Raw genomic sequence first — 11,914 nt, 5'->3', positions numbered from 1 at the left:
CTGCGGCGGTCAGCGGCCGTGGCGCCCCGTCGCGGCGGCGGCCCGCCGGCGCTGCGAGGCGAACAGTACGGCCGCACCGGCGGCGAGCACTCCCGCGCCCCCGATCGCCAGATACGTGCTGCTGCCGGAGCCGCCCGTCTCGGCCAGCACCTCGTCCTTGCCCGCGGTGTTGACCTCGGGCGCGTTGCCCTCGGCCTTCTTCTCCGGAGCCGCCGGAGCGGCGGCGTTGACCTTCGCCCCGGTGTTCGCGTCGTCGTCGCCGTGGCCGTTGTGCTCGACGGAGGACTTCTCGGCGCCCTCGGTGATGGCCTCCTCGGACGGCGCGGAGGGGGCCGGCGCCGGAGCCTCGGCGCCGCCGTCACCACCGGCCCCCTGCTCGCCCTTCCCCTCTTCCTTCTCCGCCGACCCGCTGCCCGCCGACGCGCCGCCGAACGTCACGTCGGAGCAGGCGTAGAACGCCTCGGGGGAGTCGGAGCGCTGCCAGATCGTGTAGACCAGCTGCCGCCCGGAGCGCTCGGGGATCGTCCCGTCGAAGACGTACGAACCGTCCACCAGCGCCGGGTCGGTGACCTCGGCGAAGGGCTTCGCCTCCAGGTCCGACCAGGCCAGCGGCTTCGCGGCGTCATAGCCGGGCTTGGTCATGTACAGCTCGAACGACCCCCTGTGCGGGGCCGTCGCGCGGAACCGGAAGGTGTGCTTGCCCGCCGACAGCGCGGTGGCCGGCCAGTCGGCGCGCGGCAGGTCGAGCCCCTTGAACTTGTCGTTGGCCGCGCTGCACAGCTTGCCGTCCGGGATCAGATCACGGTGCTTGCCCGCCGCGTTGGCGATGTTCACCCCGTTCCAGTCGTACAGCGCCTGCGTACCGCCCGCCGCGACCGCCGCCTGGCACGCCGCCGACTTCGGGCTCTCCGGCCCCTCCGCGAAGCACGCGGACACCCGGCTCACCGGATCGGTGAGCGAACCGTGCGCCACGGCCGGGGTGGCGGTCAGCCCCGTCAGCGCGAGCGGTGCGAATCCGAGGGCGAGGATCCCGGCGGCCTTGCGACGAGCGGTCATGGATGGACTCCTTCTGAACGGCACTGCTGCGGCACAGCTGTTGGGGGGTGGCGATCAGCAAGCTAGCCGCTCGGAAGCCCGAAAAGGCCTGCTGGGAGGGGGCGATGGCGATCCTTATGGTCGCTTTAAGGCACGGCTAAGAGGGCCCTCAGGAAGGAGGCGCGATACCCGACGGGGGTCGCGGACGGGCATGGTCGACCTGATGTGCGTGCGCGAGGCCCGGGGTCGGTCGTCGTGCGGGCTCAGCCCGTCCAGCGGTAGCGGCGTTCCGGCCGGCCCGCGCCTCCGTAGCGCAGGGTCACCGCCGCCCGGCCCGTGCCGGCGAAGTACTCCAGGTAGCGGCGCGCGCTGACCCGGGACAGGGCGCCCGCCTCGGCGCACTCCGAGGCCGACAGGCCCTCCGGGTGGTCGCGCAGGGTGCGTTCCACCAGCTCGGCCGTGGGGGCGGCCAGGCCCTTCGGGAGCTCGCGGGAGCCGGGCGGGCGGGTGCCGAAGATCTGGTCGACGTCCTCCTGGCGGGCCTCGCCCAGCTCGGCCAGGCGGGTGCGCAGCGAGGCGACATGGCGCATCTGCTCCTGGAGGGCGGACCGGCTGAACGGCTTGATCAGGTAGTGCAGGGCGCCGGCGCGCAGCGCGGCCCGGATGACCCCGGCGTCCCTCGCCGCCGTGATGAACAGGGCGTCCGTGCTGGGGCGTGAGGCGTCCCGCTCCTCCGCCGCACGCAGCGCGCGCAGGACGTCGATCCCGTCCATGTCGGGCAGGTAGATGTCGAGCAGCACCAGATCGGGGCGCAGCCGCTCGGCCGCGCGCAGGGCGTCCGCGCCGTTGTGCGCCACCCCGGCGACCGTGAACCCGTCCATTGCGGACACATAGCGGCTGTGCAGTTTCGCGACCATGAAGTCGTCGTCCACCACCAGCACAGTTGTCACGCCGACACGCTAGGGCGCGACCGCAACGACCACAACGTCCGTTGATACCGGAAGGGAGACAGCTTCTTAACGCGCAGGCAACATGTGGGCCACTTCACAGCGAAAGGCGGAACCCGTGCGACTGCGCACTCTCCTCGCCCTGCTCGGGGCCGCGTTGCTGGTGGTGGTGGGGCCGCCCCTGCTCTCCACCGGTGACGGTTCGGACACCGGTACCCAGATTCCCGGGCTCCGCTTCATGGTCCCCAACACCCCCGGCGGCGGCTACGACATCACCGCGCGCACCATGGCCAAGAACGCCGAGGACGCCGGACTCACCCACAACATCGAGGTCTTCAACCTGCCGGGCGCCGGCGGCACGGTCGGCCTGACCCGGCTCGTCGGCGAACACGGCAACGGCAAGCTCGCCCTCTCCATGGGCCTCGGCGTCGTCGGGGCCGTCCACACCAACAAGTCCCCGAGCACGCTCGCCGACACCACCCCGATCGCCCGGCTCACCGAGGAGCCCGACATCGTGGTGGTCGCCAAGAACTCGCCCTACCGCACCATCGCCGACCTGCTCGCCGCCTGGAAGAAGGACCCGGCCCGCGTCCCGGTCGGCGGCGGGTCCTCGCCCGGCGGCCCGGACCACCTCGCCCCGATGCTCATGGCGCAGGCCGCCGGCATCGCCCCGAGGACCGTCAACTACGTGCCGTTCGACGGCGGCGGCGAACTCCTCGCCTCCATCCTCGGCAACAAGGTCGGCTTCGGGGTCTCCGGCCTCGGCGAGTACCGCGACCAGATCGAGGCGGGCGAGCTGCGGCTGCTCGCCGTGACCGGCCCGAAGCGGGTGCCGGGCCTCGACGCCCCCACCCTGCGCGAAGCCGGACTCGACACCGAGTTCACCAACTGGCGCGGCATCGTCGCCCCGCCCGGTCTCTCGGACGCCGAACGCGACAAGCTCACCGGTCTCATCCGCGAACTCCACGCCTCGAAGCAGTGGAAGGAGTCGATGAAGAAGAACGGCTGGGACGACGCCTTCCTCGCCGGTGAACCCTTCGGCGACTTCCTCGACGAGCAGGACCGGCGCGTCGCCACCGTCCTCAAGGAGCTGGGACTGTGACCACCGAATCGACAGAACCCGCCGGGCCCACCGAACCCACCGGACCGGCCGAGACCGCCGAACCCCCGGCAGCCGGCGGCGGTGCCCGCGCCTGGCTGCGCGAGCACTCCGAACTCGGCGTCTGCGTGCTGCTGTTCGCGCTCGGCGCGCTCGTGCTCACCGACGCGCTCACCATGAACGTCGACATCGCCCAGCGCGGACCCATCGGCCCCCGCACCGTGCCCTTCGTCGTCGGCGCCGGGCTCCTGCTGGTCGGGGCGCTGCTCGCCGTCGACGTCCTGCGCGGCGGACGCGGCGAGGCCGAGGGCGGCGAGGACGTCGACCTCGACGAACCCGCCGACTGGCGCACCGTCCTCCTGCTCACCGGAGTCTTCCTCGGCGCCGCCGTCCTGATCGGCCCGCTCGGCTTCCCGATCGCCGGGGCGCTGCTCTTCTGGGGCTCCGCCTACGCCCTCGGCAGCCGCCATTACGACCGTGACCCGCTCATCGCGGCCGGGCTCTCCCTCTTCACCTACTTCGTCTTCGACAACCTGCTCGGTGTCCCCCTTCCGGGCGGCCCGCTGATGGGGGTGCTCTGACCGATGGATTCCCTCAACTCCCTCATCGACGGCTTCGGTACCGCGCTCACCCCGATGAACCTGCTGTGGGCCGCCATCGGCGTCCTGCTCGGCACGGCCATCGGCGTGCTGCCCGGCATCGGACCCGCGATGGCCGTGGCGCTGCTGCTCCCGGTGACGTACGGACTCGACCCGACCGGCGCGTTCATCATGTTCGCGGGCATCTACTACGGCGCGATGTTCGGCGGATCCACCACCTCGATCCTCCTCAACACCCCCGGTGAGAGCGCCGCCGTCGTCGCCGCGATCGAGGGCAACCCGATGGCGAAGGCCGGACGCGGCGCCCAGGCGCTCGCCGCCGCCGCGATCGGCCACTTCGCGGGCGGCATGATCGGCACCATCCTGCTGGTCGTCCTCGCCCCGACCGTCGCGTCGCTCGCCATCGGCATCGGAGCCCCCGACTACTTCGCGATCATGGTGCTGGCCTTCATCGCCGTCACCTCCGTCCTCGGCGCCTCCCGCATCCGCGGCATCGCCTCGCTCCTGATCGGCCTCACCATCGGACTGGTCGGCCTCGACCAGATGACCGGCCAGCAGCGCCTGACCTTCGGCTCGCTCCAACTCGCCGACGGCGTCGACGTGGTGATCGTCGCGGTCGGGCTCTTCGCGATCGGCGAGGCCCTCTGGGTCGCCGCCCATCTGCGCCGCTCCACCGGAAAGCCCATCCCGGTCGGCCGGCCCTGGCTCGGCCGCACCGATCTGAAGCGCACCTGGAAACCCTGGCTGCGCGGGCCCGCCATCGGCTTCCCGTTCGGAGCCATCCCGGCGGGCGGCGCGGAGATCCCCACCTTCCTCAGTTACGTCACCGAGAAGCGGCTCTCCAAGCACCGCGACCAGTTCGGCAAGGGCGCCATCGAAGGCGTCGCCGGACCGGAGGCCGCCGCCTCCGCCTCCGCCGCCGGGACGCTCGTCTCGATGCTCACCCTCGGCCTGCCGACCACCGCCGTCGCCGCCGTGATGCTGGCCGCCTTCCAGCAGTACGGGATCCAGCCGGGGCCGCTGCTCTTCGAACGGGAACCGGAGCTGGTCTGGGGGCTCATCGCCTCGCTGTTCGTCGGCATGGTGCTGCTGCTCGCCCTCAACCTGCCGCTCGCCCCCGTCTGGGCGAAGCTCCTGCGGATCCCGCGCCCCTATCTGTACGCGGGCATCCTCTTCTTCGCCGCCGTCGGCGCGTACGCGGTCGGCGGCGAGTCCCTCGACCTGGTGATCCTCCTGGTCATCGGGCTGATCGGGTTCGGGATGCGGCGGTACGGGCTGCCGGTGCTGCCCGCCGTCATCGGAGTCATCCTCGGCCCGGCCGCCGAACAGCAGCTGCGCCGCGCGCTCCAGATCAGCGACGGCAGCGTGAGCGGCCTCGTCAACACCCCGTTCTCGGTCACGGTCTACGTGATCGTGGCGCTGATCGTGGCCTGGCCGCTGATCGGCCGGCTGATCGCACGGCTGCGCGGTGGCCGGAAAACGGCCGAGGAGTCCCGCACTGTCCGTGGCGGCTGAGAGCATCGGAGCCATGACCACGATCGACTGGGACGCGGCGGCCGGATCCTTCGACGAGGAGCCCGACCACGGGCTCCTCGACCCCGCGGTGCGCGACGCCTGGGCCGGGCGGCTGGAGAGCTGGCTGCCCGCCACCCGCGGCGATGTGCTGGACCTGGGGTGCGGCACCGGCAGTCTCTCGTTGCTCGCCGCGGGCCAGGGCCACCGCGTCACCGCCGTCGACCGCTCGCCCCGCATGGCCGAAAGAGCCCGGGCCAAGCTCGCCGGGACCGGCGCGGAGGTCCTCGTCGGGGACGCCGCCCGGCCCCCGGTCGGCGAGCGGGCGTTCGACGTGATCGTGGCCCGGCACGTCGTCTGGCTGCTGCCCGATCCGGCGGCGGCCCTGGAGCACTGGTTCGGCCTGCTGAAGCCGGGCGGGCGGCTCGTGCTGATCGAAGGGGTGTGGGGCGGGGCGGGTCTGTCCGCCACCACGCTCACCGCCCTGCTCTCCGCCCACACCGAGCGCATCCACCACGAGGACCTGGCCCCCGACAGCCGGCTCTGGGGCAAGAAGGTCGACGACGAACGCTATGCGCTGGTCGCCCGCGCGATGCCGGCGTACCGGCACACCGAAGTGGTCGACGTCCATCTGATCCTGCGGCGCGGTCCGGACGTCCTGCTGGCCCGCCGCTCCAACACCGGGTATGCGGACGGGCTGCTCCACATGCCGTCCGGCCACGCGGAGGACGGCGAGGACGTCCGCGAGGCGATGATCCGGGAGGCCGCCGAGGAGATCGGCCTCGCACTGGACCCCGACGAGCTGCGGGTGGCCCTGGTGATGCAGCACCGGGGCCCCGGCGGCGGGGCGCGCATGGGCTGGTTCTTCGTCGCGGAGTACGACCCGGAGCGCCCGCCGCGCAACGCGGAGCCGGAGAAGTGCTCCGAGCTGGACTGGTTCCCGCTGGCCGCGCTCCCGGACGACATGGTGGCGTACTGCCGTGCGGGCCTGGACGGCTACCGCTCGGGCGAGCACTTCATGATCCACTGGCATCGCGACGGGGAGCCGATCGCGTACGTCCCGGGTGGCGTCGGCCGGGCCGTCCCGCTGCCCGCCGCCGGGGAGACCACCGGCCGGGTGCACCACATCGAGCTGTGGGTCGCGGATCTCGCGGCGGCGGAGCGCAGTTGGGGCTGGCTGCTGGACCGGCTCGGCCATGTCCCGTACCAGCACTGGGCCCACGGCCGCAGCTGGCGGCGCGGCGACGCGTATGTCGTGCTCGAACAGTCGCTGGATCTGGCCGCGGGCGGCCACGACCGCCGCCGCCCCGGGCTCAACCACCTGGCGTTCCACATCGCCGACCGGGCCGCCCTCGACGCACTGGTGGCCGAGGCCCCGGCGTACGGCTGGCGGCTGCTGTTCCCCGACCGCCATCCGTACGCCGGCGGCGACGGCCACCACGCCGCCTATCTGGAGGACCCGGCGGGATACGAGGTCGAGCTGGTCGCCGGATCCCTGCCCCGCCCCTGAGCCGCCGGGCTGTCCGTACGGGCCCCGCCGTGTGTCCGGTGTGCCGTGCGTGATGGACTGGCGTGCGTTCACCGAGGTCACGGGGGAGAGATGACAGCCGAGGAGACCGGGCCGCCGACGCCCGCCGCGACAGAGCCCGCAACCGACGTCGCACCGGACCAGGGCCTGCGGGACGCCCGCCGGATGGACTCCTGGTCGATCGCGTGGATGTTCCTGGCCCTGGTGGTCTGGGGATGGTTCGCGTTCCTGATGCTCGCCGACTACGGCCCGGAGTCCGACGGCAGAGCGAGGTGCCGGGGTCCGCTGATCGGCCCGTTGTCCGAAAGCCCGCTCTGCGAGAGCGCGTTGCGGGAGTGGCCCGCGCTGCTGGGCATCCTCGCGCTGGCGGTCCTGACGACCGTCATCGCGGCGGCGACCATGGTGTACGCCAAGGTTCTCTCCCGGCTGGACCGCCGTGACGCGCCCGGCGAGCAGCCGCCGCAGGGCTGAGAGCTGACCCACCGGCGCTCGGGCCCACCGGACCGGCCGGCCCACGCCGTCGCGCCGGTCGGCCGGGAAGAGCGACGTGACCGGTGCACCCCGCCGCGCCGGTCAGCCGAGAAGACCGGCCAGCCCCTCGGCCCGGGCCAGGGCCTCCAGTTCGTCCAGGGCCGAGGCCGCCGCCCCGGCCGCCGCGGGATCGCGCTCGGCCAGACCGCTCTCCTCGAACTCGTCCTCGTCCAGCCGCAGCACCGACGAGCCGTCCGCCGACACCCACAGGTCCAGGTCCAGGTCCTCGACCGCCAGCACGCCGTCCGCGAGCACGGCGGGCCGGGTGATGTCGCAGTACCAGCCCTTGAGCACACCGCCGCCGGTGCGGACCTCCTTCACCGCGAACCACCGGTCCCGCCAGTAGTGCTCGGTGAACACGTCGCCCGGCTCGAACCGGACGAAGCCGAAGTCCCGTGGTCCGGGCGCGGCCCACGGCGCCCGGACGGTGACGCGGACGCCGTCGTCGCGGACCAGCTCCGCCGGATACCTGATCTTGGTGCGGCCCGCCTTGGACAGGGCGACGACCAGCCCCTTCGTACGGTCCGCCCGGGGTTCAGAGGGTGCGGACATGGCGGACCTCCGTCGCGCAGATCTCGTAGCCGAACCAGGCGTTGACGGCCAGCATCGGGCCGTTGCCGGTGTCGTTGGAGGTGTAGGCGTCCGTGTAGCCGGCCGCCCGCGCCCGGTGCAGCGAGTCGTTCTTCGCCAGCTTCGCCAGACCCCGCCCCCGGAACTCCCGCAGGGTGCCGGTCATGGCGCTCAGATACGTCCGTACGCCGTCGGTGGTCGCCGCGCTGAACGCCGCCACCTTCCCGTCCACCAGCGCCACCGACGTCAGCCCCTGGTCGAAGGCCGGGTGCTGCCAGACGTTCGTCAGCCAGTCCTCGTAGTCGTCCAGCTCGGAGGTGATGTCGCCCGGCTCGTCCGCCGTCACCTCGGCGTCCGCCTCGAACAGCCGCCGGGGATCGTCCGCGAAGTCGGAGCCGGGCCGCAGCTCGACGCCCACCGGGAGCTCCTGACGCGGCGGCAGGGTCCCGCCCGCGAGGTCCAGCCGCTGGAAGTGGGCCGAGCGCTTGGGCTCATAGCCCCGCTTACGGGCGAACTCCAGGCTCTCCGGGTTGTCCAGCACCCACGCGTACAGCACCCTGGCCCCGACATCGGCCAGGTGCTCCTCCGCCGTACGCAGCAGCAGCGAGCCCGCACCGCGGTGGGTGCGGCCGGGGAGCGTCTGCGGGGTGAAGTAGCCCTGCCCCGGCTCGGGGCTCTCGTGGGCGATGCCCGCCTGCGCCGTGGCGATGATCTCGCCGTCCTCCTCGGCGACCAGCAGCCGGTAGTGCCGGTCGGGATGGGCGTGGGCGAGGTCGTGGACGACCTGTTCGGGGGTGGCCACCATCCAGGGGACCGATGCCCGGCGGGCCTGGGTCCAGGCCTCCGCGTCGGACGGCCGGAAATCGCGCACGATCACAGTCATGCGGTGGACCGTATGCGCAGCCGCGCCCCGAACGCCTCCCCTTTTTCCGCCGGTGGGGGAGAATCGGCACCGTGACTGACAAGATCGTCCTCGACCCGGACTCCGGCATCGCCCCGTACGAGCAACTGCGCACCCAGCTCTCCGAACTGGCCCGTTCCGGCGCGCTCCCGGTCGGCCACCGGCTCCCGACCGTACGCGGCTTCGCCGAGGAGCTGGGCCTCGCCGCCAACACCGTGGCCAAGGCCTACCGGGCCCTGGAGGCGGACGGGGTGATCGAGACCCGGGGGCGCAACGGAACCTTCGTCGCGGCCGCCGGGGGAGCGGCCGAGCAGCGGGCCGCCACCGCCGCGCAGCTGTACGCGGAGACCGCCGAACGGCTCGGCCTCACCCGGCAGCAGGCCCTGTCGCTGGCGAAGGACGCGGTGCGGGCCGCGTACGGGGACTGAGCCCTCGCCCGTGACGCCCGGCGTCACGCCGGTGACAGCCGACGTGACGCCCATGACAGCCGGCGTCACACCTGCGACACCCGGCGTCGGAGCCTCAGAGGTACAGCCCCGCGTCCGCCCCCGCGTCCTGCTTCGGCACCGACGCGGGGCCGATGCCCCGGCGCAGCGCGTACAGCTCGGCGAGGGAATTGCCCTCCCGGCCGACCCCTTCGTCCGTGCCCAGCCAGGCCACCGACTCCTGACGGGTCAACGGGCCGACCTCGATCCTGGCCAGGCAGCGGCCGGGCCGTACGACCGCCGGGTGCAGCCGCTCCAGGTCCTCGTTGGTGGTGACCCCCACCAGGACGTTGCGGCCCTGGCCGAGCAGACCGTCGGTCAGGTTCAGCAGCCGGGACAGGGCCTGACCCGCCGTGTGCCTGGCCTCGCCGCGGATCAGCTCGTCGCAGTCCTCCAGGAGCAGCAGCCGCCACCGCCCCTTCGCCGTGCCGTCGTCCTCGCCGATCGCGATGTCCATCAGATAGCCGACGTCGTTGAAGAGCCGCTCGGGGTCCAGCACACAGTCGACCTGGCACCAGTCCCGCCAGGACCGGGCCAGGGTGCGCAGCGCGGACGTCTTTCCGGTGCCGGGCGGGCCGTGCAGCAGGAGCAGCCGGCCCGCGATGTCGTCCGGCGTCACCTTCATCAGCCGGCCCATGGCATCGGCCACCGGCGCGGTGTAGTTGGGGCGGATCTCGTCCCAGCTGCCGGCGGTGATCCGGCGGGTGGTGCGGTACGGGCCGCGGCGCGGCGAGACGTACCAGAAGCCCATGGTGACGTTGTCGGGCTGGGGCTCGGGCTCGTCCTGCGCCCCGTCCGTGGCCCGGCCGAGGATCCGCTCCGCCAGCTCCGGGCTGGTCGCGGTGACGGTGACGTCCGCGCCCCGGTTCCAGCGGGAGGCCAGCAGCGTCCAGCCCTCGCCCTCCGCGAGCGTGGCGCTGCGGTCGTCGTCCCGGGCGGCCCGCAGCACGGTGGCGTCCGGCGGCAGCAGCGTCGCATCCGCCTTGACCCGGTCGAGGGACGAACTGTGCGCGTACGGCTGCTCGCCCGTCGCGAAGCGGCCGAGGAAGAGCGCGTCGACGACGTCGGACGGTGAATCGCTGTCGTCGACGGTGAGCCGGATCGGCAGAGCGGATTCGGGGGAGTCAGGCATGGCGCCCATGATCCGGCACGACGCCACCCCGTGCACCCGGGTTTCACGGGGCGACAAGGAGGTACGGCGGAGCGCCCGTTGAACTTCCGGGGGCGGACGGAAGCACAACACCCCTATTTTTGGCATGAACACTTCCGGTGCGGTGAGGGTGCTGCTACTACGGAGTAGCGCAGATACCCCCTGCTCAAGGAGGTTCCATGAAAATGTCCAGACTCGTGGCGTTCTCGTCCTCTCTCCTGCTCGGCGCCGCCCTCGCCCTCACCGGTGCGGGGATCGCGAACGCCGACTCGTCCGCCGCGGCCGTCGACTACGTCGCCCTCGGCGACTCGTACTCCTCCGGCGTCGGAGCCGGCAGCTACGACGGCTCCAGCTGCAAGCGCAGCAGCCGCGCCTACCCCGCCCTCTGGGCGGCCGCCAACTCCCCCACCACCTTCGACTTCGCGGCCTGCTCCGGAGCCAGGACCGGAGACGTCACGGGCAGTCAGCTCGGCAGGCTGAACGCCTCGACCGACCTCGTCTCGATCTCCATCGGCGGCAATGACGCGGGCTTCGCCGACGTCATGACGACCTGTGTGCTCCAGTCCGAGGCCACCTGCCTCAACCGGATCGCCACCGCCCGGGCCTACGTCGACTCCACCCTGCCCGGCAGGCTGGACTCCGTGTACACGGCCATCCGCGCCAAGGCCCCCTCCGCGCGGGTCGTCGTCCTCGGCTATCCCCGCTTCTACCAGCTCGGCGGCGGCTGCATCGCCGGACTGAGCGAGAAGGAACGCGCCGCCATCAACGGGGCGTCCGACCACCTCAACTCGGCCACCGCCAAGCGGGCGGCGGACCACGGCTTCGCCTTCGGCGACGTCAGGACGACCTTCACCGGGCACGAGATCTGCTCGGGCAACTCCTGGCTGCACAGCGTGAACTGGCTCAACATCGGCGAGTCCTACCACCCCACCGCCGCCGGGCAGTCGGGCGGCTATCTCCCCGTGTTCAACTCCGCCCTCTGAAGCTCCGCCCTCCGAAACCCCGTTCTCCGAAGCCTCATGGCTGAGGCTTCCCTCGCCCGCCGCCCCCTCGCACGGTCCGTGCGGGAGGGCGGTCGGGCAAACCCTCCGAACCGCGCGAACCACCTGAACCGCCTGAACCACCCGAACTGTCCGAAGTCGCCCTGGAATCGCGCGAATTCGGTAACGGGCCGTCAACCTCCGTATGTGTGTGCGCAATCCTGTGGCCGGGAACACGGGTGTCACCGAGGGACGATAGGGTTAACCTGCCCGGACCGGGTGCCCTCGTACGGGTGGGGAGTGACATGGAACAGATAACGGTGCGAAGCAGGCCGCGGGTGCCTGCCATCACATGCGGGAGCGGTGCGACCAGTACGCGCCTCGACCGCCATCTCGCGGTGCTCGGCGGCCCCGTCGTCCCGCAGCGCGAGTCGGCGGAAGCGACGCTGCTGATGCGCGAGCTGACCTCGCGTGATGCCGCGCACACCCGCCGGAGCAGGAGCGCGCGTGTGTCGCTCTTCGCGCCGCTGCGGCGACTGCGGCGCTCGCTCTTCGGCAGCCGCCGCTGACCCACGGC

General features: G+C 72.4%; 13 protein-coding genes. 8 read left to right on the top strand and 5 right to left on the bottom strand.

All coding sequences use genetic code 11. From position 1 onward, the window contains the following. Nucleotides 1–9: 9 nt before the first annotated feature. Nucleotides 10–1,056 (bottom strand): lytic polysaccharide monooxygenase, encoded by a 1,047-nt coding sequence (locus KV381_RS06365; protein ID WP_103538150.1) that lies wholly within the window; start codon nucleotides 1,054–1,056, stop codon nucleotides 10–12. A gap of 242 nt (nucleotides 1,057–1,298) precedes the next feature. Then, on the bottom strand, nucleotides 1,299–1,952 hold the full coding sequence (locus KV381_RS06360) for a response regulator (RefSeq protein WP_256995229.1): 654 nt from the start codon (nucleotides 1,950–1,952) through the stop codon (nucleotides 1,299–1,301). Nucleotides 1,953–2,100: 148 nt separating this feature from the next. Here KV381_RS06360 and KV381_RS06355 point away from each other — a divergent pair, with 148 nt between their 5' ends. The 5 genes from KV381_RS06355 (at nucleotide 2,101) to KV381_RS06335 (ending at nucleotide 7,191) form a co-directional block, all read left to right on the top strand. Continuing rightward, nucleotides 2,101–3,084: a tripartite tricarboxylate transporter substrate binding protein gene (locus KV381_RS06355; protein WP_030085731.1), complete on the top strand. Its 984-nt coding sequence runs from the start codon at nucleotides 2,101–2,103 to the stop codon at nucleotides 3,082–3,084. Then, nucleotides 3,081–3,662, top strand: a complete 582-nt coding sequence (locus KV381_RS06350) for a tripartite tricarboxylate transporter TctB family protein (RefSeq protein ID WP_103538739.1) — start codon at nucleotides 3,081–3,083, stop codon at nucleotides 3,660–3,662. The genes KV381_RS06355 and KV381_RS06350 overlap by 4 nt, the downstream gene beginning before the upstream one ends. A 3-nt stretch (nucleotides 3,663–3,665) precedes the next feature. After that, a complete protein-coding gene (locus KV381_RS06345) occupies nucleotides 3,666–5,195 on the top strand; it encodes a tripartite tricarboxylate transporter permease (protein WP_030085728.1) in 1,530 nt (509 codons plus the stop codon). A 13-nt stretch (nucleotides 5,196–5,208) separates the two neighbouring features. Then, nucleotides 5,209–6,702, top strand: a complete 1,494-nt coding sequence (locus KV381_RS06340) for a trifunctional class I SAM-dependent methyltransferase/NUDIX hydrolase/VOC family protein (RefSeq protein WP_218784853.1) — start codon at nucleotides 5,209–5,211, stop codon at nucleotides 6,700–6,702. Between the two features lie 90 nt (nucleotides 6,703–6,792). Beyond that, nucleotides 6,793–7,191, top strand: coding sequence for a hypothetical protein (locus tag KV381_RS06335; RefSeq protein ID WP_218784851.1), 399 nt, complete (start codon nucleotides 6,793–6,795; stop codon nucleotides 7,189–7,191). A 102-nt stretch (nucleotides 7,192–7,293) separates the two neighbouring features. Here the strand turns inward: KV381_RS06335 and KV381_RS06330 are convergent, their stop codons facing one another. Next, nucleotides 7,294–7,803, bottom strand: coding sequence for a DUF402 domain-containing protein (locus KV381_RS06330; RefSeq protein WP_218784849.1), 510 nt, complete (start codon nucleotides 7,801–7,803; stop codon nucleotides 7,294–7,296). Beyond that, on the bottom strand, nucleotides 7,787–8,704 hold the full coding sequence (locus KV381_RS06325; RefSeq protein ID WP_218784846.1) for a GNAT family N-acetyltransferase: 918 nt from the start codon (nucleotides 8,702–8,704) through the stop codon (nucleotides 7,787–7,789). Before KV381_RS06325 ends, KV381_RS06330 begins: the two co-directional genes overlap by 17 nt. A gap of 71 nt (nucleotides 8,705–8,775) precedes the next feature. On the opposite strand from KV381_RS06325, the gene KV381_RS06320 reads away from it, so the two are divergent. Next, on the top strand, nucleotides 8,776–9,150 hold the full coding sequence (locus tag KV381_RS06320) for a GntR family transcriptional regulator (RefSeq protein ID WP_098024561.1): 375 nt from the start codon (nucleotides 8,776–8,778) through the stop codon (nucleotides 9,148–9,150). Nucleotides 9,151–9,244: 94 nt separating this feature from the next. On the opposite strand, the gene KV381_RS06315 is transcribed toward KV381_RS06320, so the two are convergent. Beyond that, the gene (locus KV381_RS06315) at nucleotides 9,245–10,339 is read right to left on the bottom strand and encodes a DUF5925 domain-containing protein (RefSeq protein WP_103538741.1); all 1,095 of its coding nucleotides are present in this window, start codon (nucleotides 10,337–10,339) and stop codon (nucleotides 9,245–9,247) included. Nucleotides 10,340–10,536: 197 nt separating this feature from the next. On the opposite strand from KV381_RS06315, the gene KV381_RS06310 reads away from it, so the two are divergent. Further along, nucleotides 10,537–11,340 (top strand): SGNH/GDSL hydrolase family protein, encoded by an 804-nt coding sequence (locus tag KV381_RS06310; protein ID WP_218784844.1) that lies wholly within the window; start codon nucleotides 10,537–10,539, stop codon nucleotides 11,338–11,340. 302 nt (nucleotides 11,341–11,642) lie between these two features. Continuing rightward, on the top strand, nucleotides 11,643–11,906 hold the full coding sequence (locus tag KV381_RS06305; RefSeq protein WP_003970092.1) for a hypothetical protein: 264 nt from the start codon (nucleotides 11,643–11,645) through the stop codon (nucleotides 11,904–11,906). The last annotated feature ends 8 nt before the right edge of the window (nucleotides 11,907–11,914 follow it).

This window comes from Streptomyces sp. WY228 (assembly GCF_019287315.1).
GTDB lineage: Bacteria > Actinomycetota > Actinomycetes > Streptomycetales > Streptomycetaceae > Streptomyces > Streptomyces caviscabies.
This window is presented reverse-complemented; position numbering and strand designations above follow the sequence as displayed.

Coding starts and splice junctions, on each gene's coding strand:
- KV381_RS06365 (WP_103538150.1), bottom strand. CDS start 1,056: ATGACCGCTCGTCGCAAGGCCGCCGGGATCCTCGCCCTCGGATTCGCA.
- KV381_RS06360 (WP_256995229.1), bottom strand. CDS start 1,952: ATGGTCGCGAAACTGCACAGCCGCTATGTGTCCGCAATGGACGGGTTC.
- KV381_RS06345 (WP_030085728.1), top strand. CDS start 3,666: ATGGATTCCCTCAACTCCCTCATCGACGGCTTCGGTACCGCGCTCACC.
- KV381_RS06340 (WP_218784853.1), top strand. CDS start 5,209: ATGACCACGATCGACTGGGACGCGGCGGCCGGATCCTTCGACGAGGAG.
- KV381_RS06335 (WP_218784851.1), top strand. CDS start 6,793: ATGACAGCCGAGGAGACCGGGCCGCCGACGCCCGCCGCGACAGAGCCC.
- KV381_RS06330 (WP_218784849.1), bottom strand. CDS start 7,803: ATGTCCGCACCCTCTGAACCCCGGGCGGACCGTACGAAGGGGCTGGTC.
- KV381_RS06325 (WP_218784846.1), bottom strand. CDS start 8,704: ATGACTGTGATCGTGCGCGATTTCCGGCCGTCCGACGCGGAGGCCTGG.
- KV381_RS06315 (WP_103538741.1), bottom strand. CDS start 10,339: ATGCCTGACTCCCCCGAATCCGCTCTGCCGATCCGGCTCACCGTCGAC.
- KV381_RS06310 (WP_218784844.1), top strand. CDS start 10,537: ATGAAAATGTCCAGACTCGTGGCGTTCTCGTCCTCTCTCCTGCTCGGC.
- KV381_RS06305 (WP_003970092.1), top strand. CDS start 11,643: ATGGAACAGATAACGGTGCGAAGCAGGCCGCGGGTGCCTGCCATCACA.